23 protein-coding genes are annotated in these 21,764 nt (G+C 70.3%); 11 read left to right on the top strand and 12 right to left on the bottom strand.

Going from position 1 to position 21,764, the window contains the following annotated elements; translation table 11 throughout:
* Positions 1 to 262: 262 nt before the first annotated feature.
* The 4 genes from ACZ6Z4_RS05720 to ACZ6Z4_RS05735 all read right to left on the bottom strand — a co-directional run bounded on the left by ACZ6Z4_RS05720 (position 263) and on the right by ACZ6Z4_RS05735 (position 4,842).
* A complete protein-coding gene (locus ACZ6Z4_RS05720; protein ID WP_465558525.1) occupies positions 263 to 1,435 on the bottom strand; it encodes a low temperature requirement protein A in 1,173 nt (390 codons plus the stop codon).
* A gap of 79 nt (positions 1,436 to 1,514) precedes the next feature.
* A complete protein-coding gene (locus ACZ6Z4_RS05725) occupies positions 1,515 to 3,344 on the bottom strand; it encodes an alpha-L-fucosidase (protein WP_465558527.1) in 1,830 nt (609 codons plus the stop codon).
* A gap of 144 nt (positions 3,345 to 3,488) precedes the next feature.
* Complete coding sequence (locus ACZ6Z4_RS05730) at positions 3,489 to 3,917, bottom strand: GNAT family N-acetyltransferase (RefSeq protein ID WP_465558529.1); 429 nt, start codon at positions 3,915 to 3,917, stop codon at positions 3,489 to 3,491.
* 25 nt (positions 3,918 to 3,942) lie between these two features.
* Positions 3,943 to 4,842: a LysR family transcriptional regulator gene (locus tag ACZ6Z4_RS05735; RefSeq protein ID WP_465558531.1), complete on the bottom strand. Its 900-nt coding sequence runs from the start codon at positions 4,840 to 4,842 to the stop codon at positions 3,943 to 3,945.
* 76 nt (positions 4,843 to 4,918) lie between these two features.
* Here ACZ6Z4_RS05735 and ACZ6Z4_RS05740 point away from each other — a divergent pair, with 76 nt between their 5' ends.
* A complete protein-coding gene (locus tag ACZ6Z4_RS05740; RefSeq protein ID WP_465558533.1) occupies positions 4,919 to 6,250 on the top strand; it encodes a DMT family transporter in 1,332 nt (443 codons plus the stop codon).
* A gap of 76 nt (positions 6,251 to 6,326) precedes the next feature.
* Here ACZ6Z4_RS05740 and ACZ6Z4_RS05745 read toward each other — a convergent pair whose 3' ends face one another.
* The gene (locus tag ACZ6Z4_RS05745) at positions 6,327 to 6,998 is read right to left on the bottom strand and encodes a GAF and ANTAR domain-containing protein (RefSeq protein ID WP_465558535.1); all 672 of its coding nucleotides are present in this window, start codon (positions 6,996 to 6,998) and stop codon (positions 6,327 to 6,329) included.
* A gap of 315 nt (positions 6,999 to 7,313) precedes the next feature.
* Between ACZ6Z4_RS05745 and ACZ6Z4_RS05750 the strand changes: the two genes are divergently transcribed.
* The gene (locus ACZ6Z4_RS05750) at positions 7,314 to 8,477 is read left to right on the top strand and encodes a hypothetical protein (protein ID WP_465558537.1); all 1,164 of its coding nucleotides are present in this window, start codon (positions 7,314 to 7,316) and stop codon (positions 8,475 to 8,477) included.
* 138 nt (positions 8,478 to 8,615) lie between these two features.
* Positions 8,616 to 9,806 carry a M20 metallopeptidase family protein gene (locus ACZ6Z4_RS05755; RefSeq protein ID WP_465558539.1) on the top strand — a complete coding sequence of 397 codons (1,191 nt, stop codon included), beginning with the start codon at positions 8,616 to 8,618 and terminating at the stop codon, positions 9,804 to 9,806.
* A 70-nt stretch (positions 9,807 to 9,876) separates the two neighbouring features.
* Here the strand turns inward: ACZ6Z4_RS05755 and ACZ6Z4_RS05760 are convergent, their stop codons facing one another.
* Positions 9,877 to 12,096 carry an NADP-dependent isocitrate dehydrogenase gene (locus tag ACZ6Z4_RS05760; RefSeq protein WP_465558541.1) on the bottom strand — a complete coding sequence of 740 codons (2,220 nt, stop codon included), beginning with the start codon at positions 12,094 to 12,096 and terminating at the stop codon, positions 9,877 to 9,879.
* A gap of 197 nt (positions 12,097 to 12,293) precedes the next feature.
* On the opposite strand from ACZ6Z4_RS05760, the gene ACZ6Z4_RS05765 reads away from it, so the two are divergent.
* Positions 12,294 to 12,788, top strand: coding sequence for a methylated-DNA--[protein]-cysteine S-methyltransferase (locus ACZ6Z4_RS05765; RefSeq protein ID WP_465558543.1), 495 nt, complete (start codon positions 12,294 to 12,296; stop codon positions 12,786 to 12,788).
* Here the strand turns inward: ACZ6Z4_RS05765 and ACZ6Z4_RS05770 are convergent.
* Genes ACZ6Z4_RS05770 through ACZ6Z4_RS05780 form a run of 3 tightly spaced genes read right to left on the bottom strand, consistent with a single transcriptional unit; the run spans position 12,785 to position 14,936 of the window.
* Entirely contained in the window at positions 12,785 to 13,240 is a 456-nt protein-coding gene (locus tag ACZ6Z4_RS05770; RefSeq protein ID WP_465558546.1) for a GNAT family N-acetyltransferase, read from the bottom strand. The two genes, ACZ6Z4_RS05765 and ACZ6Z4_RS05770, sit on opposite strands and share 4 nt — an antisense overlap.
* A gap of 27 nt (positions 13,241 to 13,267) precedes the next feature.
* Positions 13,268 to 14,119, bottom strand: coding sequence for a hypothetical protein (locus tag ACZ6Z4_RS05775; protein WP_465558548.1), 852 nt, complete (start codon positions 14,117 to 14,119; stop codon positions 13,268 to 13,270).
* A 55-nt stretch (positions 14,120 to 14,174) separates the two neighbouring features.
* On the bottom strand, positions 14,175 to 14,936 hold the full coding sequence (locus tag ACZ6Z4_RS05780; RefSeq protein ID WP_465558550.1) for a helix-turn-helix domain-containing protein: 762 nt from the start codon (positions 14,934 to 14,936) through the stop codon (positions 14,175 to 14,177).
* 126 nt (positions 14,937 to 15,062) lie between these two features.
* Here ACZ6Z4_RS05780 and ACZ6Z4_RS05785 point away from each other — a divergent pair, with 126 nt between their 5' ends.
* The 4 genes from ACZ6Z4_RS05785 to ACZ6Z4_RS05800 all read left to right on the top strand — a co-directional run bounded on the left by ACZ6Z4_RS05785 (position 15,063) and on the right by ACZ6Z4_RS05800 (position 17,123).
* A complete protein-coding gene (locus tag ACZ6Z4_RS05785) occupies positions 15,063 to 15,641 on the top strand; it encodes a GNAT family N-acetyltransferase (RefSeq protein ID WP_465558552.1) in 579 nt (192 codons plus the stop codon).
* Between the two features lie 50 nt (positions 15,642 to 15,691).
* The gene (locus ACZ6Z4_RS05790) at positions 15,692 to 15,892 is read left to right on the top strand and encodes a hypothetical protein (protein ID WP_465558554.1); all 201 of its coding nucleotides are present in this window, start codon (positions 15,692 to 15,694) and stop codon (positions 15,890 to 15,892) included.
* Positions 15,893 to 15,968: 76 nt separating this feature from the next.
* The gene (locus tag ACZ6Z4_RS05795; RefSeq protein ID WP_465558556.1) at positions 15,969 to 16,574 is read left to right on the top strand and encodes a hypothetical protein; all 606 of its coding nucleotides are present in this window, start codon (positions 15,969 to 15,971) and stop codon (positions 16,572 to 16,574) included.
* Positions 16,575 to 16,637: 63 nt separating this feature from the next.
* Positions 16,638 to 17,123, top strand: coding sequence for a hypothetical protein (locus tag ACZ6Z4_RS05800; protein ID WP_465558558.1), 486 nt, complete (start codon positions 16,638 to 16,640; stop codon positions 17,121 to 17,123).
* Positions 17,124 to 17,131: 8 nt separating this feature from the next.
* Here the strand turns inward: ACZ6Z4_RS05800 and ACZ6Z4_RS05805 are convergent, their stop codons facing one another.
* Positions 17,132 to 17,965: a helix-turn-helix domain-containing protein gene (locus tag ACZ6Z4_RS05805; protein WP_465560584.1), complete on the bottom strand. Its 834-nt coding sequence runs from the start codon at positions 17,963 to 17,965 to the stop codon at positions 17,132 to 17,134.
* 207 nt (positions 17,966 to 18,172) lie between these two features.
* On the opposite strand from ACZ6Z4_RS05805, the gene ACZ6Z4_RS05810 reads away from it, so the two are divergent.
* The gene (locus ACZ6Z4_RS05810; RefSeq protein ID WP_465558560.1) at positions 18,173 to 19,003 is read left to right on the top strand and encodes an SAM-dependent methyltransferase; all 831 of its coding nucleotides are present in this window, start codon (positions 18,173 to 18,175) and stop codon (positions 19,001 to 19,003) included.
* Positions 19,004 to 19,006: 3 nt separating this feature from the next.
* Here the strand turns inward: ACZ6Z4_RS05810 and ACZ6Z4_RS05815 are convergent, their stop codons facing one another.
* The gene (locus ACZ6Z4_RS05815) at positions 19,007 to 19,576 is read right to left on the bottom strand and encodes a helix-turn-helix domain-containing protein (RefSeq protein ID WP_465558562.1); all 570 of its coding nucleotides are present in this window, start codon (positions 19,574 to 19,576) and stop codon (positions 19,007 to 19,009) included.
* Positions 19,577 to 19,645: 69 nt separating this feature from the next.
* On the opposite strand from ACZ6Z4_RS05815, the gene ACZ6Z4_RS05820 reads away from it, so the two are divergent.
* Complete coding sequence (locus ACZ6Z4_RS05820; protein WP_465558565.1) at positions 19,646 to 20,326, top strand: AzlC family ABC transporter permease; 681 nt, start codon at positions 19,646 to 19,648, stop codon at positions 20,324 to 20,326.
* A complete protein-coding gene (locus ACZ6Z4_RS05825) occupies positions 20,326 to 20,646 on the top strand; it encodes an AzlD domain-containing protein (protein ID WP_465558567.1) in 321 nt (106 codons plus the stop codon). Before ACZ6Z4_RS05820 ends, ACZ6Z4_RS05825 begins: the two co-directional genes overlap by 1 nt.
* On the opposite strand, the gene ACZ6Z4_RS05830 is transcribed toward ACZ6Z4_RS05825, so the two are convergent.
* Positions 20,643 to 21,488, bottom strand: coding sequence for a phosphotransferase family protein (locus ACZ6Z4_RS05830; RefSeq protein ID WP_465558569.1), 846 nt, complete (start codon positions 21,486 to 21,488; stop codon positions 20,643 to 20,645). The two genes, ACZ6Z4_RS05825 and ACZ6Z4_RS05830, sit on opposite strands and share 4 nt — an antisense overlap.
* Positions 21,489 to 21,764 lie beyond the last annotated feature (276 nt).

Consider the following 21,764-nt stretch of genomic DNA (forward strand, 5'->3'; position numbering starts at 1 on the left):
CCACTCCGCGCGGCCGCTGCCCCGGCGCCAACTGCTTGCTGCACGCCGCAACCAGCTCCACCGCGGCGGAGGCGGGCGAGGCTCAGGTCTGCAACTGTTCTAACAGCGGGCCGCCAGTGCGCTGCTCGCATGCAGATCGCGGCGGGCTCTCTGCCGTCCGGGGGACCGGTTGTCTGGGGAACCCGGCCGCAGGAACCACCGGCGCGGGCGGAGGATGGACTGGCCGCGGGGACCCCGCGGGCAGTCTCCTCCAGCTACCTGCTCAGGTGTGCTGTTCTTTCGCTGGACGCAGGACCAGGACTGCGATCACCAACGCCAGGACGATGGCGGTCAGGGCGAAGGGGATCGGGAGGATCGGGTCCAGGAGGACGAGTACGACGGCCGCGGGGATCACGGTGTTGACCACGCGGTCGGCGTACCGGCGGACGGCGATCAGCCAGATGCCGAGGACGAAGACGGCGATCGGAATGGTCACCGTGAAGGAGGCGGCGATGCTGCTCAGCTCGGTGTGGCCGGTGAGGGCGTCGATGGTGACCTCGATGCCGGCCGAGAAGGCGCCGGCGGCGGCGAAGACGAAGTAGTGGACGTAGCCGTAGCGGACCGAGTTCGCGAAGGTGGTGATCGACTTGTGGTGCGGAGGCCAGAAGTAGATCCACCACAGGGCGGCGGTGACGACCAGGGTGAGCACCGAGACCGAGATCAGCGGGCCCAGGGCCACGTCGTCGTGCAGGGCCTCGATGATCGCGTTGGCCGAGCCGAGCAGGCTCTCGCCGAGCAGGATCAGGGCGAAGAGGCCGTAGCGTTCGGTGATGTGGTGGGGGTGCCACGGGGTGACGCCGCCCTTCTCGGCGACGACCGGGATGGCCAGTTCGGCGGCGATCAGGACCAGCAGGGCTACGGCGTGGGCCGGGCCGGAGAGGGTCAGCTGGAGCAGCCAGAAGACCTGGGTGAAGACGATGCCGGCGGCGTAGATGCGGGTCGTCGTACGCAGCGGATCCGGGTTGCGGGAGGCGCGCAGCCACTGGGCGACCATCGCGATCCGCATCACGACGTAGCTGAAGACCATCACGTGGTAGTCGCCCTCGGCGAACGCCGGGCCGATCCCGGCCGCCAGGACGAGCACGCCGCCCATCTGCACGAAGGTGAGCACCCGGTACAGCCAGTCGTCGGTGGCGAACGATGTCGCGAACCAGGTGAAGTTCATCCAGGCCCACCAGATGCTGAAGAACACCAGCCCGTAGTTGAGCAGCCCGTCGACGACGTGCCCCTCGCTGAGCGTGTGGTGGAACTCCGACGCCGCGATGCTCACCGCGACCACGAAGACCAGGTCGAAGAACAGCTCCAGCGAAGACGCGGTCCGGCCGGGCTCGCCCGGGTCGCGCGGCCGCATCGGCACCAGCCGGAACCGGGTGGGGACGACGGACGGTGTGGTCACGGCGAGCTCCGTTCGAACGACAGACCTGATGGTCATAATCAGTGACAGTAATAGATCATGACCATCAGGTCGTCTCGTGTCAACGCAGCGCGGCGCCGACCTCCGCCAGCCGGTCGGTGTAGACCTTCGCCATCCGCCCGTCCTTGCCCGGGCCGACGTTCAGCAGGTACTGGTAGCCGTGCTCCCGCTGGTAGGTCTCCTCGGCCACGATGTCCTCGGTGGTCCGCGGCGGCAGCGACTCGTCGGTGTTGAACCAGTCCCAGTTGCTGGTGCTGATCATGTCCGACATCTGCACCGGCTCGGCGATCCCGGCCGGCGGCCGCCCGTCCTCGTACTCCAGCACGTCCGAGGTCGCGATCGTGTCGTTCTTGTCGTTGTTCACGATCACCGTCCCCGGCGACACGTTCCGCACGAAGTCCCGGACCTGTTCGAACGGGATCTTCTGGTAGCCCGGCACGTAGGTCCACGCGTCGAACCACAGCTGGTTCACGAACCCGTACTGCGTGAGCAGCTCGCGCAGCTGGTTGATCACCAGCTCCGGCGTCTCGCCGTTGGTCCGGTCCCAGATCGAGTAGTACAGCCCGACGCCCAGCCCGGCCTTGCGGAACGAGTCGGCGTACTGGCGCACGACATCACCCTGATAGGGGCTGGAGGCAACGTCATAGGTGTTCGAGGCGGTGTCCCAGAGCGCGAACCCGTCGTGGTGCTTGGTGGTCAGTACGCCGTACGACATGCCGGCGCTCTTCGCCGCCGCGGCCCACTGGTCGGTGTCGAGCGCGGTCGGGTTGAAGACGCTCGGCGAGGTGCCGGGCGTCGCCCACTGCTCGTTGGTGTACGTGCCGGGCCCGTAGTGGATGAACATGCCGAACTGGTTGGTCCGGATGTGTTCGGCGACGTTCGGCTGGGTCAGCGGCTCGGTGCCGAAGATCTGCACCTCGGCGAGCGTCAGGTAGCCGGTCAGTGCCGACTGGATCCGCACGTAGCGCGCGGTCCCGCGCAGGTCGATGCTCTTGTCGGCGCCGATGTTGCGGACGCGAGTCGCGGTCACGCCCTGCTGCCGCAGCGTGCGCTGCAGGTCGGTCGAGGCGAACGGCCGGTCCGACGTGAGCACGTAGAAGTCGCGCAGCCGGTCGGTGCAGCAGTCGGTGCGGTTGAAGACGCGCACCGAGGTGAGCCGCTTCGACGTCCCGAGATCGGCTTGCCACCAAGGGGTTTTCTCGCTCGTGGTGTTGCTCAGCGAGCTGCCGCTCCAGGCGCCGTTGGTGTTGCCGTCCTGCGCGCGCGTCGACGCGCCGCCGTCGGCGACGCTGGACTGGGAGGTCTTCGCGGCGAGCGCCAGGTTCCGGTACGGCGACGGCTTGGCCGGCGCCGCGCTGCGGACCTCGACCTCGGCCAGTGCGAGCGGGTTGTGACCGGCGAGCTGGATCCGGACGTATCGGCCCTGCCGGCCGACCGGGACCTCGACCTTCATCGCGACCCGGTCGACGTGGATCGCGGTGACACCCGGCTGGCGCCGGGTCTCCTCCAGCGAGTTCGAGGTGAACGGGCTGTTCGAGACCAGCACGTAGAAGTCGGCCAGCCGGGCGACGCAGCAGTCGGTCCGGTTGTAGATCGCGACGCCGCCGATCTGCCGGCGCGCCTCCAGGTCGACCTGCCACCAGGCCTCGTCCTGCTCGGCGGTGTGGGTCAGCGAGCCGTTCCAGAACCCGCCGTCGCGGTTGCCGTCGACCGCGCGGGCGGCCGGAGCGGCGGTCTCGTACTCCGAGCTCTGGCTCGCCGTACGGCCGAGGGCGAGGTTCGTCTGGTCGGTCGTCGCGTCGGCCTGGGCGCCGGGTGCGCCGAGCGTCGCGGCGAGAAGTACCAACCCCAGCAGGGCCGGCACGAGCCGGCGGCTGCGGGAAAGATCCACTGTGAGCACAGTGATCCCCTGTCTGTCGTGGGCGGACGACAGGAGAGTAGGGAATTAATTCGGAAAATACTAGATCGTATAGGATCTCGGTTTTACCTGGCCTGGTGATCCAGCACAGCCGGCTCAGGAATCATCGGATCCGGATCAGGTCAGCCGCTTGAAGAAGTGCACGTCCTCGGCGCCACCGGGGATGCCGAGAGTGCGGCCGGTCTCCTCGTAGCCGTGGCGTTGGTAGAACCCGGGCGCCTGGAAGGTGAACGAGGAGACGCACGCGCGGTCGCAGCCGCGGCGCCGCGCTTCCTCCTCCGCGGCGACCAGCAGTTTGCTGCCCCAGCCGTCCTGGCGGCTGTCGGCGCGGACCCAGAGCATCTCGATCCCGAGCAGGCCGCCCCACGTCCACGCGGTCAGGCCGCCGACGAGTTCGCCGGCGTCGTCGACCACCTTGACCGAGAGCTCGCCCTGGTCGCCGGCAGTGGTCCCGGTCGCCGGGAAGTTCACCTCGTCCAGCCCCGCGGAGAGACGTTCGCTGAGGTCCTTGTCGCCGTCCCCGACACTCATCGTCGTATCCGTCATGCGGGCCAGTCTGTCAGCGCGAAGGTCAGGCGAGCGCGGCCTCGTGCAGTGCCGCGGCCACGGCCTCGACCGCCGGCGTCCGGGTCGCGCGCGTGAGCAGGAAGACCTCGCGGTCGATCGGTCCCTCGGCGAGCGGCCGAACGGCGACACCCGGTACGCCGTACCCGAGCACGAGGTCGGGCAGCAGGGCGCAGGCGCCCGCCGTACGGACCATCTCGACCAGGATCAGGAAGTCGTCGGAGGCGTAGCGCAGATCGGGCTCGAAGTGGCCGAGATCGCGGCACGCGCGGATCTGCATGTTGCGGTGTCCGGTACCGGGCTGGCACGCGGCCCAGCGTTCTCCGGCGAGGTCGGTCATCCGTACTTTCGCGTTGCCTGCTTGGGGATGCGACTCGGGCAGGACCAGCCGGACCTGCTCGTGGACGAGCGACTCGCGAGTCAGATCGCTGTGCACCGGCCGCGGCTGGCCGGCGTACTCGTCGCCGACGACGGCGTCGAGCTGGCGCAGCCGCAGGGCCGGGATCGACTCCTCGACCTCGGCCTCGGTCACCTCGACGCGGATGCCCGGATGGCTGGCGCCGAGCGCCGCGACCGCGGGCGCGACGATGCGCAGGAACGCCGACTGGAACGCCGACACCCGGACGACGCCCGCCGGGTGCCCCGCGGCGATCGCGGCGACCTCGGCCTCGGCCGCTTCCAGACCGTCGAGCAGCACCGCCGCGTGCCGGACCAGCGCCTGGCCGGCGTCGGTGAGCCGGACAGTGCGACCGGTCCGTTCGAGCAGCTTGGAGCCGGCCTCGCGCTCGAGCACCGCCAGCTGCTGGGAGATCGCGCTGGGCGTGTAGCCGAGTGCGCGGGCGGCGCCGTGCATCGTTCCGCGGGCGTGCAGCTCGCGGAGCAGGCGAAGGCGGCGAAGATCGAGCATCGTGCAGTAAATCTACTCGGTGTCATGCAGAAACGTGAGATGGACGTGAACGGTTGAGCGCTGTCAGCATCGTCGCGTGGGTCCTCTCCTCTGCCTCCTGTCCGCCGCCTGCTTCGGCGCGATGGCGATCTTCGGCAAGCTCGCGTACGACGCCGGCGTCGATGTCGGCGACCTGCTGCTGGTGCGCTTCGCGATCGCCGCGGTGCTCCTGCTGGTCGTCGCCGGTACGACGGGCGCGCTGCGCGGCGTCCCGCGCCGGTCGCTCGTGGCCGGGCTCGCGATGGGCGGGATCGGGTACGCGACGCAGTCCGGCCTGTTCTTCGGCGCGCTCGGCCGGATCGACGCCTCGCTGCTCGCCCTGATCCTGTACGCGTACCCGGCGCTGGTGACGGTCGGCGCGATCCTGCTCGGCCGCGAGCGGGCGTCGCGCCGCAGGATCGCCGCGCTCGTGCTGGCCTCGGTGGGTACGGCGCTGGTCCTGGGCGGGGCGGCGTCGGGGACGCTCGATCCGCTGGGGGCTGCGATGGGCTTCGGCGCGGCTGTTGCCTACACCGTGTACATCTTGGTCGGAGACCGTGTGGGCGCCGCGACCGGCGCGAGCGGCGCGGAGGCCGCGTCCGCCGTGAATGGCGCGAGCGGCGCGGGGGTCGCGTCCGCCGCGAGTGCCGCGAATGGCGCGGGGGCCGCGTCCGTCGCGAACGTCGCGAACGTCGCGAAGGCCGCGAACGTCGCGAAGGCCGCGAACGTCGCGAAGGCCGCGAACGTCGCGAAGGCCGTGAGCGGCGCGAAGGCCGCGAACGCCGCGTCCGCCGCGTCCGCCGCGTCCGCCGCGTCCGTCGCGAACGCCGCGTCCGTCGCGAACGTCGCGTCCGTCGCGAACGCCGGGTCCGCCGGGTCTGCCGCGTCCGCCGCGAGCGGCGCGATGGCCGCGTCCGTCGAGATGGCCGCGTCCGTCGAGAAGGCCGCAAGCGTCGCCGGGGGCGACCGGCCTGCTGGTGCCGCCGCGAGTGCCGCACGCGGCGATCGGCCTGCCGGCGCCGGGATTCCGCCCGTGGCCCTCTCGTCTCTCGTCTGCACCGGCGCGGCCTGCACGTTCGCGCTCGCGTCCGTCGTACGGGGTGGGCCGAAGCTCGGCTTCGCGCCCAGCGGTTGGGTCTGGCTGGTCGCGATCGCCGTGATCAGTACCGTGGCTGCGATCCTCGCGTTCTTCGCCGGGATGGCCCGGGTCGGGCCGTCCGCGGCGTCGATCCTGTCCACGCTCGAACCCGTGGTCACGGTGTTGCTTGCGGCAACGATCTTCGCCGAGAACCTCACCGTTCCACAGGTTCTCGGCGGCGCGGTCGTGCTCGGTGCGGTGCTGGTGGTGCAGTGGCCGACCCGGCAACGGGCGCTGGTGCCGGCCACCTAGCCACCCCGGCGGCATGCTGCGCTAGTCCAGCATGCCGCGCTGGTCCAGCATGCCGCGCTAGTCCGGCAGCGCGCCGCTAGTCCGGCAGCGCGCCGCGCTCGACGACGTGCAGGGCGACCGAGTTCAGCCGCTGGTTGCGGTCCTGCGAGTAGCGTTTCAGGACGCCGAACGCCTGTACCGGGTCGAGCTGGTAGCGCTCCATCAGCCGCCCGACGGCCTGGCCGACCTCCTTGCGGGAGTCGATCGCCTCGTGCAGCGAGACCTCCAGCCGGGCCGAGGCGATCGCGATCGACGCGTGCAGTGCCAGCAGCCGGGCGGCCTCGCGGTCGCCCTCGGCGAACCGGTACGGCGACGCCGAGACCAGGTTCAGCACGCCGCTGGTCGAGTGCGCCGTGTGCAGCCGGATCGAGAGCGCGCTGCGGATCCCGTTCGCGACCGCGGTCGGCGCCCAGCGCGGCCACCGGGTGTCGGTCATCGTGTCCTCGACGAGCACGTCCTCGTGGTCGCTGATTGCCAGCAGGCTCGGCCCTTCGCCGAGATCCAGCTGCAGCTGGTCCGCGGCCGTGACCAGGTCGTCGGTCGCGGCCACGGTCTTCGCCTGCTGCCGGTGCATCAGCAGCACCGACGCGTGGTCGTAGGGCAGCACCTCGACGGCGAACTCCAGGACGGACTCGACCGTGGCCAGGACCCCGACCCGGTCGTGCAGATTCATCGCCAGCTCGCCGTAAGCGCCGGCCTGTTCGGTCATTCTCGTCTCTCCACGCGTGAGCAGGGAGCCGAGGCGCCGGTCTCTGGACGCCCCCAGTACGTGGGCCCGATTTTACCCACTCGCTCCGGAGAATGCGGACCTGCCCAACTTCACGGTGACCTGGCTCAGCGTGGCCCTGCTCACGATGGGTGACAACCCGCACACCAAGAGGTGGCGAAAACGAAAAGTTTCGGGTTATCCCCATTGCGCTGAGTGGTCGATTGGATACATGCTGCGGAAAGTTGTATCCAGCAACTGTCGTGCGGCCCGTGAGAGGGAGCCTGCTCCCGCCGCTGACTGGACCGAGGAGAACCGATGACTTTCCGCCCACGCCCCCTCGTGCTCGCCACCCTGAGTTCGTTCGCCCTGGTCGCCGCCGCGGCCGGTGGCGCCGTCGCCGCCGTCGCCCCCGAGGGCGCGGCCGCCGTACCGCAGGTGAAGGCCCCGGCCGCCACCGACACCGACGGCGACTCCCTGCCCGACGCCTGGGAGACCAACGGGTACGACGCCAACGGTGACGGCGTCGTCGACGTGAACCTGCCCGCGATGGGCGCGACGCCGAACAAGAAGGACCTGTTCGTCGAGATGGACTACATGGAGGGCCGGCTCGCGAGCACCGCCGCCCTCGACCGGATCGTGCAGACCTTCGCGTCCGCGCCGGTCAGCAACCCCGACGGCAGCACCGGCATCCGGATCCACCTCGACGCCGGCTCGGCCCGCGGTACGGCGTACAACCTCGGCGGCGGCAACCAGGTGCCCTACGACAGCAACCTGCAGCCCGCCGAGTCGCAGACCGACGCGATCAAGGCGACGAACTTCGCCTCCGCCCGCAAGGCCGTCTTCCACTACATGCTCTGGGCCGACGACTACGACAACACCTGCAGCAGCGGCAACGCCTTCGCGATCCCGAACGACACCTTCATCGTGACGATGGGCCCGAAGTGCCAGTGGACCGTCACCGAGAACATGAACGTCGGCACCTTCATCCACGAGCTCGGGCACGACCTCGGCCTCAAGCACGGCGGCACCGACCACGTGAACTACAAGCCGAACTACCTGAGCGTGATGAACTACCACTTCCAGTTCGACGGTGTGCCGCGGACCAGCGGGCCGGCCTGGTTCAGCTACTCGAACTTCGCTCCGCCGTCGCTGAACGAGTCCAGCCTGAAGGAGTCGACCGGCCTCGGCAGCGCCGCGGCGAGCTGGAAGACCAAGTGGAAGTGCCCGAACAACACCACCCGGACCTCGGGCGCGGCCAACCTCGGCATCGACTGGAACTGCGACGGCGACACCAGCGACACCGCGTCGGCCGACATCAACCGCGACAACAGCCGGACCACGCTGACCACCCAGAACAACTGGGCCAACATCCAGTTCGGCGGCGGTGACGTCGGTGGCGGTGCCTCCCAGAACAAGGTCAAGACCCCGGCGTACGAGCTGAAGGAAATGACCGTGCACGAGTACCAGCACGAACACTGAGTCACGAGCATTGAGTCACGAGCACTGAGTCACGAGCACTGAGTACGGCGAACACGAGGTGGCTGACGCGGCAGGAACTCGCCGGACCTGCCGCTCAGCTGTCAGGGAAACCTCACCCGTCCCCGTTACCGTGGACGGGTGAGTACCACCGAGCTGGCTGAGCACTTCCGCAACGAACTGATCGACCTGCGCCGGGCGCTGCACCAGGCACCGGAGCTGGGGCTCGAGCTGCCGAACACGCAGGCGCTCGTCCTCGCGGCACTGCGTGATCTCGACCTCGAGATCACGCTGGGCGGCAAGCTGAGCTCGGTCACCGCGGTCCTGCGCGGTGCCGGCGACGGCCCGGCGGTCCTGCTCCGTGGCGACATGGACGCCCTTCCGCTGACCGAGCGGCTCGACCTCCCGTACGCCTCCCGGCACCAGGGCCGGATGCATGCCTGCGGCCATGATCTGCACACCGCGGCCCTGGTCGGCGCCGCCAAGGTCCTGCACGCCCAGCGTGACCAGCTCGCCGGGGACGTGGTCTTCATGTTCCAGCCGGGTGAAGAGGGCTACGCCGGCGCGCGGCTGATGATCGAGGAGGGTGTGCTCGACGCGGCCGGCCAGCGGGTCGTCGCGGCGTACGGGCTGCACGTGCAGTCCACCGAGACGCCGCGCGGGCACTGGCGCGGCAAGGCCGGGCCGCTGATGGCCGCGGTCGGCCAGTTGGAGATCCGGGTTCTCGGTGCCGGCACGCACGGCTCGCTCCCGCACCGCGGCCAGGACCCCGTCCCGGTGGCGGCGGAGATCGTACTGGGCTTGCAGACGATGGTCACGCGGCAGTTCGACGTCTTCGACCCGGTGGTGGTGTCGGTCGGGCGCCTGGTCGCCGGGACGACGTCGAACATCATTCCGGCCGAAGCGACCCTGGACGCCACCGTGCGGGCGTTCTCGGCCGCGACCATGGAGAAGGTGGAACGAGCGGCTCGGCAGCTGGCCGAGCACGTCGCCGCGGCGCACGGGCTGACCGCGGAGGTGACCTTCACGCCCGGCTACCCGGTGGTGAACAACGACGCCGAGGAGTTCGCGCTGGCCCGGGACGCCGTCGTCGACCTGTTCGGAGCCGAACGCTTTCACGAGTACGCGCACCCGACGATGCCGGCCGAGGACATGGCCTACGTGCTGGCCGAGGTGCCGGGCGCGTTCCTGCATCTCGGTGCGGCGGCCACCGACGACTGGGACAACGCTCCGGCGAACCACTCGCCGTTCGCAGCGTTCGACGACTCCGTCGTACCGGAAGCAGCCGCGCTGCTGGCCGAGCTCGCGCGGCGCAGGCTGGCGCGCGGCTGATCCCAGAGGAACCATGCAGTACGACGAAGGGGCGCTCACCCGGCCGGGTGAGCGCCCCCTTCGGCTTGCGTCAGGACAGGGAAGCGAGCGCGTCGTTCCAGGTCTTGGACGGCCGCATCGCGGCGGCGGCGAGCTCCGGGTTCGGCTGGTAGTAGCCGCCCAGCTCGACCGGGCTGCCCTGGACCGCGAGCAGCTCCTCGACGATGGTCTGCTCGTTGCCCGCCAGCGTCTCGGCGACCCCGGCGAAGGCCTTGGCCAGCTCCGCGTCGTCGGTCTGCTTGGCCAGCTCCTGCGCCCAGTACAGCGACAGGTAGAAGTGGCTGCCGCGGTTGTCGATGCCACCGACGCGGCGGGTCGGCGACTTGTCCTCGTTCAGGAACGTCGCGGTCGCCCGGTCCAGGGTGTCGGCCAGGATCTGCGCCCGGGCGTTCCCGGTGGTCTGGGCCAGGTGCTCGAAGCTCGCGGCCAGCGCGAAGAACTCGCCCAGGCTGTCCCAGCGCAGGTAGTTCTCCTTCGCGAACTGCTGCACGTGCTTCGGTGCCGAACCGCCCGCGCCGGTCTCGAACAGCCCACCACCGGCCATCAGCGGTACGACGGACAGCATCTTCGCGCTGGTGCCCAGCTCGAGGATCGGGAACAGGTCGGTCAGGTAGTCGCGCAGCACGTTGCCGGTCACCGAGATGGTGTTCTCACCGCGGCGGATCCGCTCCAGCGACAGCTTGATCGCGTCCACCGGCGCCAGGATCTTCAGCTCCAGGCCGTCGGTGTCGTGCTCGCCCAGGTACTCGTTGACCTTGGCAATGATCTGCGCGTCGTGGGCGCGGGTCTCGTCCAGCCAGAACACCGCCGGGTCGCCGGTCGCCCGGGCCCGGGTGACGGCCAGCTTGACCCAGTCGCGGATCGGCGCGTCCTTGGTCTGGCAGGCGCGGAAGATGTCACCGGCCGACACGGCCTGCTCCAGGACGGCGTTGCCGTCGGCGTCGACCAGCCGGACGGTCCCGGTGGTGGCGATCTCGAAGGTCTTGTCGTGGCTGCCGTACTCCTCGGCCTTCTGCGCCATCAGACCGACGTTCGGGACCGAGCCCATCGTCGCCGGGTCGAAAGCACCGTTGGCGCGGCAGTCGTCGAGCACGACCTGGTAGATCCCGGCGTAGCTGCTGTCCGGCAGTACGGCGAGGGTGTCGTGCTCCTGGCCGTCCGGACCCCACATGTGGCCCGACGTACGGATCATCGCCGGCATCGACGCGTCGACGATCACGTCCGAGGGGACGTGCAGGTTGGTGATGCCCTTGTCGGAGTCGACCATCGCCAGCGCCGGGCCGGCCGCGAGCTCGGCGTCGAAGGAGGCCTTGATCTCGTCGCCCTGCGGGAGCCCCGCCAGGCCGTTGAGGATGCCGCCGAGGCCGTCGTTCGGGGTCAGGCCGGCCTTGGCCAGGACGTCGCCGTACTGGGCGAAGGTGTTCGGGAAGAAGGCGCGCACCACGTGGCCGAACACGATCGGGTCGGAGACCTTCATCATGGTGGCCTTCAGGTGCACCGAGAACAGCACGTCCTCGGCCTTGGCCTTGGCGACCTGCGCGGTGAGGAACTCGCGCAGCGGCGCGACGTGCATCACCGACGCGTCGACGACCTCACCGGCCAGCACCGGGACCGACTCGCGCAGCACCGTCGTGGTCCCGTCGTCGCCGGCCAGCTCGATCCGCAGCGTGCCGTCGGCGGGGATCACGACCGACTTCTCCGTCGAGCGGAAGTCGTCGGCGCCCATCGTCGCGACGTTGGTCTTGGAGTCGGCGGTCCAGGCGCCCATCCGGTGCGGGTGGGTCTTGGCGTAGTTCTTCACCGAGGCGGGCGCGCGGCGGTCGGAGTTGCCCTCGCGCAGCACCGGGTTCACCGCGGAGCCCTTGACCTTGTCGTAGCGGGCCTGGACGTCCTTGTCGGCGTCGGTCTTCGGCTCGTCCGGGTAGTCCGGCAGCGCGTAGCCCTGGCTCTGCAGCTCCGCGATCGCGGCCTTCAGCTGCGGGATCGAGGCCGACACGTTCGGCAGCTTGATGATGTTCGCCTCGGGCGTCTTGGCCAGCTCACCGAGCTCGGCCAGCGCGTCCGGGGTCTGCTGCTCCGCGGTCAGGAAGTCCGGGAACAGCGCCACGATCCGACCCGCCAGCGAGATGTCCCGGGTCTCGACGGCGACCCCGGCCTGCCCGGCGTACGCCTGGATCACCGGCAGGAACGAGTACGTCGCCAGCGCCGGCGCCTCGTCAGTGTGGGTGTAGATGATGGTCGGGTCTGTCACCGTGTACTCCGCTCCCAGTGTGCCAACGTGCAGGGTGCCAAGAAGATGGCGCCCTCCACCTTAGTGGCGGCACACCGTCACACCGGCCGCGGGTTTCGGTGACCTCGACCACCTCACCGGGGCGTGTACTGAGGGTGACGCCTCACACGTTGGCCCGCTGGCCCGTTTCATCGGTGCAACCGGCGAGAGGAACTGCGATGAACAACCGGCACACCGTGATCGGCACCAGCCTGGGGGACCTGACCTTGGTCGCCTCCGGGGAGGCGCTGGTGGGGGTCTACTTCCCGAACCACTGGCCGCGGCCGGAGGTGCTTCTCGGGGAGCGCGTCGAGGGCGATGACTTGCTGACGCAGGCCGCTGCGGAGGTGCGGGAGTACCTGGCGGGCGAGCGGAGGTCGTTCGAGGTGCCGATCAGGCTGCTCGGCGACGCTTTCCAGCGGCGGGTGTGGGGGCTGCTGGCTGAGATTCCGTACGGCGAGACCACGACGTACGGCGAGTTGGCCGAGCGGTTGGGGGACAAGGCGCTGGCTCGGGACGTCGGGCAGGCGGTCGGGCGGAATCCGTTGTGTGTGGTGCTGCCGTGTCACCGGGTGGTCGGGAAGGGCGGAAAGCTCACCGGGTACGCCGGAGGGCTGCGGCGCAAGCAGCTGTTGCTGGAGCTGGAGGAGCCGGTGGGCGCTCGGCTGTTCTAGAGCTGAGGCGTGTAGGCGCTGGCGGGCCAGGCGGCGAGGACCTTGGTTTTGAGGGTGGCGCCGAGGCGGGCGTAGAAGCGCTGGGCGGCCTCGTTCTCGACGCGCATGCCCCAGGTGATGGTGAGGCCGTCCGCTTGGCGGGCGAGTTCGAGCATCAGGAGGCGGCCGAGGCCCGCGCTGCGGTGCTGTTCGCGGACGTACAGGTCGTCCAGGGCCAGGACGTCGCCGCCGGACCACAGATGCAGGCGGCGTACGGCGGAGACGTAGCCGGCCGGTTCGCCGTCCTGCTCGGCGAGGAGGACGGTGACGGTGTCGTCGGCGAGGAGCTCGCGCCAGCGGGCGGCGGTGACGGTGACGTACTGGCCCTCGTCCTGGTGATCGGCGATCTCGCCGATCAGGGTGCGGACGAGCTCGGCGTCGGCGGGAACTGCGCGGCGGATGGTCGTGGGCATGTCCAGCAGCGTACGGAGCTGTTCGGGTCAGAGGCGCTTGTTCGCCTGGAGCGTGGTGAGCGCCTGGACGGTGGCGATGCCGCGCCAGTCGAGGGCCTGGCCGGGGGACCAGTTCAGGTAGTCGACGTCCCAGCCGCCGTCGTCGTGCTGGCCGGCCGCGAGGCGGTCGAGGTCGGCGTCGAGCTGGTCGGCGGTGAACAGCGCGCGGCTCGGCGTACCGGGGTGGGGCGAGAGCGTGATCGGCGTGATCTTCTCGTTCTCCGTGCCGCCCTCGACGGCGAGGCTGCCGGTGGCGTCGAGGGCCGGGCGGAAGCGCTCGATCGCCGCGGCGGCGCGGGCGGGGTCCGGTACGGCGTCCAGGAAGTCGAGGGCGAACTTCACCGTGTACCCGCCGACGCCGTCGGCCTGCTCCAGCGACCTCCAGCACCATTCGGTTGCCTTGGGCAACCAGGCGTGGGTCGAACCGGCCTGCCAGAGCCTGCCGGCGATCGCGTAGGTGAGGAAGCCGCTCTCCGGCGCCGGGACCATCCACGGGGCGCGCGGGAAGCCGTCCGCACTCGGCAGGACGGTCGGTACGCCGCCGTCGGGGTTGGTGATCGTGGTCAGCCAGTCGCCGATCTCGCCGACCAGCGGGTGGTCGAGCGCGTCGATCGCTGCGAGGACGTCGAGGGCGTGCAGCACGGCGGAGGTCTGGCTGCCCGGGCAGCGGACGTCGGGTTCGAGCGCGTGCCCGAAGCCGCCGTCGCCGGTTCGGTAGGCGATGAGCGCGTCGACGACCTGGCCGGCCGGGGTGCCGTGCAGCAGCACGGCGAGCCGGTGCCGGTCGATCAGCCGCGCGTTGGCGAGGACGAACTGTTCGGCTGCGTCGAGGTCGGTCATGTATACGACGCTAGGCCGCGCGCGGATGGCGGGTCTTTCAGGAAATGGACGTGCTTCAGGCTGCGGTAAGGGTGGCGTCCTTCAGGAACTGGCCGGGAGTCAGGCCTGTCAACCGGCGTACTTCGTCACTCATGTGGGCCTGGCTCGCGTAGCCGGCGGCGAAGGCGCGGGTCGCGAGCGGGGCGTCACCCGGTTGGGCGATCAGGCGGCGGAGGCGGGCGACCCGGGCGAGCATCTTCGGGCCGTAGCCGACGGCGTGCTGGAGGCGGCGGTTGAGCTGGCGCTCGCTGATGCCGAGGTCGGCGGCCGCGGCGGAGACCTTCGTGTCCGGTTCGGCGAGGCGTCGGGCGGCGGCCACCGCGAGGGGGTCTGGGGTCGCGCGGCGCTGGAGGACAGTTTCAGTCAGTACGCGGAGGCGCTGGGCGGGGGCGGCGGTTTGGAGGGCTTCGGTGAGGTCGCGCCCGGCGGCGCCCCAGACCAGGTCGATTCGCACCCGAGCGTCGCGCAGCTCGGCGGCGGGCAGACCGAGGACCGCCCCCGCAGCTCCCGGCCGAAGCCGGATCGCACACGTGGTCTCGCCTGGCCCGGCGCCGCCCGGCCCGCTGGCCCCAGGCGCAGCGGTGCTTGCCTCGGCGATCCAGGGACCGGTGTCCGGCCCAGCCACAACAAGCCCCGGCTCACTCCCGAGCCACACCAGATCCACGCACCCGTCCGGAATCACCCGCGTCGTCTTCCCTCGTACCGGCTCGCTCTCCCACAGGCAGGCCACCAGCGGCTCCAGGCCTTTGGGGGCTCGGTACTCGCGGTAGCTGGTCATGTCCTCGACCATAGCGCCGCCCACCGACAGCTCCCAGGTGAGCTGAGGCGGGCGGGAGGAGAATGCGGCGGGGGTGAGCCGGGGAGCGCATTAGCCTGGCGCCTTCACCCACGAGAGGACCCGCCGATGCGTCTCGACTACCCGATCCGGACCGAGCGGCTGGATCTGCGCCCGCATCGGCGCGAGGACCTCGACGACCTGCTCGCCTTCCACTCCGACCCCGACGTCGTCCGCTACGTCCCGTGGCCGGTTCGCGACCGCGCGCAGGTCGAGGCGGCCCTCGAGGTGAAGCTCGGCCAGGGCGAGCTGACCGAGCCCGGGCAGTGGCTCGTGCTCGCGATCGAGCTGCGCGAGACCAGGACCGTGATCGGTGAGGTCCTGCTCAAGTGGGCCAGTGAGACCGACCGCCAGGGCGAGCTCGGTTACGCGCTGAACACGGCGTACCACGGTCGTGGACTGGCCGCCGAGGCCGCTGACGCCATGCTCAGGATCGGCTTCGAGGAGCTGAAGCTGCACCGTATCTACGCGCTGATCATCGACGGCAACACCGCCTCGACGCAGCTCGCGACCCGGCTCGGGATGCACCAGGAGGCGCATCTCGTGCACGCCGCGATCTTCAAGGGGGAGTGGATCGACGACCTGGTGTTCGCGATCCGCGAGGACGAGTGGCGACAGCTCCCGGGCCACCAGGTGGACCCCGGGTGAAACGTTCGGGCCCCGTTCCCCGATAGACCCCAGAGAGGGGGCCCGGGGCAATGAAAATCACGGGGGAACCGGCCTGGCGGCTGATCGCGCTGCTGCGGCTGGTCGAGCGCGAGCCGGCCGAGCAGGTCGAGGCGAGCGGTGAGGACGTCGTACTGGACGCCTGGTTCGGGCCGAACTCGCCCGGGTCGAGGTCGCCCAGGCCGTGGGCGTGCCTGCACCCGGCCCGGCGGTCCGAGCCCCCGATTTCCTGAGCCTGTTCTCCGACACTCGGCGTCATGGATTGACCACACCTGGTGTGGGCACTTGACTGGGGAGAAGGAGGTAGAGATGGCGGCTACGGGGTTCTTCGGTGGGCGGCGCTATCGGATCGTCTGGACGGCCGTGGTCGGGTTCCTGCTGCTGGCCGGTGCCGGCGCCGCCGTCCTGCTGATCAGCCCGACCACCTGTCTGATGACGTTCGTGATGGGCGCGGGCACGGTCGGCTCGGTCTACCTCAGCGCCGGTCTCGCCGACGGACGGCCGGCCCGCCAGGTCGCGCGCCAGGTCGCCAAGTGGTCGCTGCGCTCCGGCGCGCTCGCGCTCGCCCTCTGCGGGTACGTCGTGACCGCCGGCTGGACGACGATCGCGCTGGCCGTCGCGGTCGCGGCGACTTCGCCGTACGTCGTGAAGCATCTGTGGACCCCGGCCTCGACGATCGAGCAGTACTCCGACGAGGAGCTCTGCCTGGCCTGGTGCCTGAGCAGCACGGCACTGGAGTCGGCGGCGACCGCGGACGAGCGGATCGCGATCACCGCGACCCGGCTCAGCTACCTCGACGAGCTCGAACGCCGGCAGCCGGAGACCTTCGCCGCCTGGCTGGAGACAACTCCCCGGCCGACGGCCGATCCGAGTGACTTCTTCACCAGAACCGACCACCACACGTCGTCGGAGTAAGAATGAGTTAAGCCGCCGTTCACCTGGTTCCTGGGGCCGACCCGCGTCAGTAGAGTCGCTGGGATGCCGGGGCCGACGAGTGGGGGCGTGATCCGGGCCCGCGACCAGGTGGTCGTCGGGCGGGACCCGCAGGACACGTACTTCTTCCTGACCATGCCGCGCAACGTGCTGCGCACCCATCCGCTGGTCGTGCACACGACCGGCGTCACCGACCGCTGCGCGGTGGCCGGCGACCAGGTCACGCAGGTGCTGGCGAGCGGTGACGAGATGTTCTCGGCGACCTGGACGGTCAGCCGCGCCGAGTGGGGCCGGCGGTGGACCGTCACCACCGACCGGTACGGCTGGCGCGGCGTCGGCGCCCAGGTCGACTACCTCTTCGAACCCGTTGCCGAAGGCACCCGTCTGACCCGCGTGATGACCGTCCACCTGGCCCCGGGGCACCAGGAGTGCGAGGCGCTGCCGCAGTTCACCGACCGGTCGGTCCCGAAGAGCTTCCTGTCCAACGTCAAGCACCGGGTGGAAGCGGTCCGCGCCGCCTTCTCGTTCTGAGCAAGGGACTACGCGGTGGTCTTGATGATGTCCTTCAGGAGCTCCTCGGTCTCGCGCGGCGTGCCGGCGGCGACCGACAGGGCGTCCATCGTGATCACGTACTTGTCGAGGTCCTCGCGCTTGTCCAGGTAGACGGCGCTGGTGAGGTGCTCGATGTAGACGACGTCGGGCAGATCGGCCTCGGCGAAGCGAAGGATGCTGAAGGCGCCGCCGGTCGCGGCGTACAGGCCCTTGTCGAACGGGATGACCTGCAGCGTGACGTTGGGCCGCCGCGAGACCTCCAGCAGGTGCTCGAGCTGCTCCCGCAGTACGCCGGGCTCGCCGACGCCGCGGCGCAGGACCGACTCGTCGACAACGGCCCACAGCCGCAGCGGTCGCAGTCCGCGGGTCAGCACGGCTTGCCGCTCGACCCGCAACGTGACCAGTCGTTCGACCTCGGCCGGCGGCAGCGGCGCCTCGCTGTGGCCGAGTTGCGTGACGGCGCGGGCGTACCCGGCGGTCTGCAGCAGGCCCGGGACGAACTGCGACTCGAAGGTACGGATCATGTCCGCGGCGACCTCGAGGCCGAGGTAGGGGTGGAACCAGTTCGGGGTGAGGTCGTCGTAGCGCTGCCACCAGCCGGGGTTGTTCGCCTGCTGGGCGAGCTCGAGCAGCCGTTCGCGCTCCTCGGCGTCGTGCATCCGGTACAGCGTCAGCAGGTCGTCGACGTCGCGCGGCTTGAAGCCGACCTTGCCGAGCTCGAGCCGGCTGATCTTCGACTCCGACCCACGGATCGCCCAGCCCGCGTCACCGCGGCTGATCCCGGCCTCCTCGCGCATCCGGCGCAGGTGGGCCCCGAGCATGATCCGCAGGGCGGTCGGACCGCCCAGTGCGCCCTGCTCCTCGGTCACCGCGATCCTCCCCAGTCGACTCTCCCGCGACGTGCCCGCCGATCTTTGCACGTCCGGTCCGCCGATGGGGAGTCCGGACCCGCTACTGGGCGTGATATTTCCGCTCCGATGTGGATAGGCTGGGAACTTCAGCCGAATCTCCCCGAGTGAGGTCGCCGCATGTCCGATGTCACCAAGGCTCCGAGTTCCGTCCCGGTGGGTGTGGACACCACCAGGGCCAGTATCGCCCGGGTGTACGACGCCTTCCTGGGTGGCAAGGACAACTTCGAGGTCGACCGCGAGGTGCTGCGTGGGGTCCAGGCCGCCGCGCCGCAGGCCCAGGACCTGGCCTGGTCGAACCGGAACTTCCTGATCCGCTCGTGCCGGTTCCTGGCCGGCCAGGCGGGGATCACGCAGTACCTGGACTGCGGATCCGGTCTGCCGACCGCCGAGAACACCCACCAGGTCGTGCAGCGGATCCAGCCCAACGCCAAGGTGCTCTACATCGACAACGATCCGGTGGTGCTCGCGCACGGCCGCGCGCTGCTCGAGGAGAACGAGAACACGCTGTTCATCAGCGCCGACATCTTCGAGCCGGACGAGGTGCTGAGCAAGCCCGAGGTGCGTGAGTTCCTCGACTTCAGCCAGCCGATCGCCGTGATGCAGGCCGGCACGCTGCACCACTACATCGGCACCGAAGGTGCGCAGATCATGCAGAAGTACGTCGACGCGGTGGTCCCCGGGTCGTACACGGCGATCTCGCACTTCTTCGACCCGGAGACTCCGGAGCACACCGAGGTCGCCCAGCGGATGGAGGAGAAGTTCATCCACAGCCCGATGGGCAGCGGCAGGTTCCGCACCCGCAAGGAACTGATGGAGTTCTTCCCCGGCCAGGAGCTGGTCGACCCGGGCCTGGTGCTCTGCGACGACTGGTGGCCGGACGGCCCACGGCTCAAGCCGCTGAACCAGGTCGAGGAGTGCATCGTCGGCGCCGTCGGCCGGAAGGTCTGAGTTCTACGACGTTTCCGACACCAGCACGGCGGTCGTGTTCGGTTCCAGCGCGCGGAACACGTGCGGGAGGTCACCCGGGTAGGCGATGTAGTCGCCCGGGTTGAGCTCGACCGGTTCGGTGGCGAGGCCGACCAGGGCCCGGCCGGTACTCAGGACGACGTGCTCGATCGTGCCCGGCATGTGCGGCTCGGACTTGCGGCCCGGGCCGGGATCGATCGTCAGCCGGTAGAGGTCGCGGCGCGCGTTGGGCGGGCAGGAGGCGACCAGGGTCGCGCTGTAGTCGGCCTTCTCGGACCGGATCGCCGGGCCCTCGTTGGCCCGGATCACCTGCACCTTCGGCCGCGGCGGGTCGATCAGGTCGCCGAACTGGATCTCCAGCGCGACGCACAGCGCCCAGAGCGTCTCGACGCTCGGGTTGCCGGTGCCGGACTCCAGCTGCGACAGCGTGGACTTGGCGACACCGGCCCGTTTGGCGACCTCGCTCAGCGACAGTCCGGTCCGGGCCCGTTCGCGGCGCAACGAGCCCGCGATCACGTCGAGTGGTGCCTTGGCGTCCAACAGTGTTCGCTCCAAGAGTGTTCGCTCCATCGGTCCATGCGTTCGACTTGACGAACGTCGTACGCTCTGTTCATCATAAAACCCATGCGTTCGATCTGGCGAACACTCGACCCGGGCCTGGCCCGAGACATCGCACTGGTCTGCCTGGCCGACAGCGTCGTGGGGCTCTCGTACGGCGCGATCAGCGTCGGTGGGGGACTGAGCCTGTGGGTGCCGGTCGCGATGTCGCTGCTGGTGTTCGCGGGCGCGTCGCAGTTCCTGTTCGTCGGGATCGTCGCGGCCGGCGGCTCGCCGGTCGCGGCCACCATCGCCGGGCTGCTGGTCAACAGCCGGCACGTCGCGTTCGGGCTCGCGGTCAGCGACGTGCTCGGCGGCGGCTGGCGCCGGGTGGCCGGAAGCCACCTGATGACCGACGAGAACGTCGCGTTCGCGCTCGGCCAGGAGGAGCTTCGGCACAAGCGCGCGGCGTACTGGCTGTGCGGGATCGGGATCTTCATCAGCTGGAACGCCGGGGTGCTGGTCGGCGCGCTGGCCGGGTCGGTGATCACGGACACCGACGCGTTCGGGCTGGACGCGGCGTTCCCCGCCGTCCTGCTGGCGCTGGTGCTGCCCGCGCTGAAGGACAAAGCGACTCGTACGGCGGCGCTGGTCGGCTCGGTCGTCGCACTCGCGGCGACGCCGTTCCTGCCGGCCGGGTTGCCGGTGCTGCTGGCGCTCGCCGGTCTGCTCTTCCACCGCCCGATCAGAACCCTGGAACCCGTCTGATGAACCAACCCCTGATCCTCGTCGCGATCCTGATCCTTGCCGCAGGCACCTTCTCGCTGCGGTTCGCCGGTCCGCTGATGCGCGCCCGCTTCGAGCTCTCCGAGCGGACGCGGCAGCTGCTCTCCACCGCCGCGGTCGTCCTGCTCGCGGCGCTGGTTGCCACGGCCACGTTCACCGTCGGGCACACGTACGCGGGAATCGCGCGACCTGTCGGCGTGCTGGTCGGTGGCGTTCTCGCCTGGCGCCGAGCGCCGTTCGTGCTGGTCGTGGTCGCCGCCGCGGCCACTGCCGCGGGGCTTCGGCTGCTCGGCGTTCCCTAGAGCACCTGCTGCAGCCAGGTCTCGAGCCGATCCTGCAGTACGCCGGGCGTCAGGTCGGTGCGCCCGAGATCGCGCCACGGGCCCGCGACCTTCTCGGCGTCCGGGGCGAAGCCGAGCGCGTCGAGGACCTGCCAGTGCCGGAGCTCTTCGGACAGCTGCCCGCCGGCGGCGACGTAGTGGTCGGCGAAGCGCAGGCCGACCTTCGGTCCGTGCAGCAGGGCCAGTGCCGTCGAGCAGTGCGCGACATCCAGGTCGGCCGGTCCCCAGGAGGTCTCGACCCAGTCGACGACGCCGCTGACCTGGTCGCCGTCGAACAGCACGTTGCCGGGATGGAAGTCCCGATGCAGCAGCACCCCGTCGTACGGCGGAAGTTCGCGCGCGACGACCTCGACGGCGCGGGCCCAGACCTCGGGACGGTTGGTTGCCTCGGGCACGCGGACCTGGCCGGGGACGACCCAGACCTGGAAATCGCGCGGCCGGGGATCGATCTGGACGCGGTGGATCGCGACGAGTTGCCGGGCGAGCTCGGTCGAGCGGTCGGTGTGGACATCGACGGCGCCGGGCAGCAACGACATGACGAGGGACGGCGCCTCGCCGGACGAGCCGGTGGAGTCGACCGCCAGCAGCCGCGGCGCCGGGACGCTGCCGACGTCGGCGAGGGCGCGGAGCATCCCGGCCTCGCGGTCGAGCAGACCTTCCGCGTGCCGGCGGAAGAACTCGGTCACGAACGAGCGGACCACGACCTCCCGCCCGTCGACGAGCCGGACGCGGCGCATCTCGGACGTCCAGCCGCCGCGCAACGGGGTCACCGTGTCGACGCCGCTGCCGGTCTGCTCGCTCACCCAACGCAGGATTCGCTCCACGCTCCGCACCCTACGGACGCACCGGGTGCGCTGCCCCGCGCCGGGTGCGCTGCCCTGCACCGGGTGCGCTGCCCTGCACCGGGTGCGCTGCCCTGCACCGGGTGCGCTGCCCTGCACCGGGTGCGCTGCCCTGCACCGGGTGCGCTGCCCCGCGCCGGGTGCGCTGCCCCGCGCCGGGTCCGTTGCCCCGCGCCGGGTCCGCTGCCCCGCACCGGTCCGTCGCCCTTTCGGGCAGATTGGCCTGACGGGATCCTC

Source organism: Kribbella sp. NPDC104740, from assembly GCF_055583505.1.

Excerpts from the sequence above, each read along its gene's own strand:
- ACZ6Z4_RS05730 (WP_465558529.1), bottom strand. The coding sequence starts at position 3,917 with ATGACGGATACGACGATGAGTGTCGGGGACGGCGACAAGGACCTCAGC.
- ACZ6Z4_RS05735 (WP_465558531.1), bottom strand. The coding sequence starts at position 4,842 with ATGCTCGATCTTCGCCGCCTTCGCCTGCTCCGCGAGCTGCACGCCCGC.
- ACZ6Z4_RS05745 (WP_465558535.1), bottom strand. The coding sequence starts at position 6,998 with ATGACCGAACAGGCCGGCGCTTACGGCGAGCTGGCGATGAATCTGCAC.
- ACZ6Z4_RS05750 (WP_465558537.1), top strand. The coding sequence starts at position 7,314 with ATGACTTTCCGCCCACGCCCCCTCGTGCTCGCCACCCTGAGTTCGTTC.
- ACZ6Z4_RS05765 (WP_465558543.1), top strand. The coding sequence starts at position 12,294 with ATGAACAACCGGCACACCGTGATCGGCACCAGCCTGGGGGACCTGACC.
- ACZ6Z4_RS05770 (WP_465558546.1), bottom strand. The coding sequence starts at position 13,240 with ATGCCCACGACCATCCGCCGCGCAGTTCCCGCCGACGCCGAGCTCGTC.
- ACZ6Z4_RS05775 (WP_465558548.1), bottom strand. The coding sequence starts at position 14,119 with ATGACCGACCTCGACGCAGCCGAACAGTTCGTCCTCGCCAACGCGCGG.
- ACZ6Z4_RS05780 (WP_465558550.1), bottom strand. The coding sequence starts at position 14,936 with ATGACCAGCTACCGCGAGTACCGAGCCCCCAAAGGCCTGGAGCCGCTG.
- ACZ6Z4_RS05785 (WP_465558552.1), top strand. The coding sequence starts at position 15,063 with ATGCGTCTCGACTACCCGATCCGGACCGAGCGGCTGGATCTGCGCCCG.
- ACZ6Z4_RS05790 (WP_465558554.1), top strand. The coding sequence starts at position 15,692 with ATGAAAATCACGGGGGAACCGGCCTGGCGGCTGATCGCGCTGCTGCGG.
- ACZ6Z4_RS05795 (WP_465558556.1), top strand. The coding sequence starts at position 15,969 with ATGGCGGCTACGGGGTTCTTCGGTGGGCGGCGCTATCGGATCGTCTGG.
- ACZ6Z4_RS05800 (WP_465558558.1), top strand. The coding sequence starts at position 16,638 with ATGCCGGGGCCGACGAGTGGGGGCGTGATCCGGGCCCGCGACCAGGTG.
- ACZ6Z4_RS05805 (WP_465560584.1), bottom strand. The coding sequence starts at position 17,965 with ATGCTCGGGGCCCACCTGCGCCGGATGCGCGAGGAGGCCGGGATCAGC.
- ACZ6Z4_RS05810 (WP_465558560.1), top strand. The coding sequence starts at position 18,173 with ATGTCCGATGTCACCAAGGCTCCGAGTTCCGTCCCGGTGGGTGTGGAC.
- ACZ6Z4_RS05820 (WP_465558565.1), top strand. The coding sequence starts at position 19,646 with ATGCGTTCGATCTGGCGAACACTCGACCCGGGCCTGGCCCGAGACATC.
- ACZ6Z4_RS05825 (WP_465558567.1), top strand. The coding sequence starts at position 20,326 with ATGAACCAACCCCTGATCCTCGTCGCGATCCTGATCCTTGCCGCAGGC.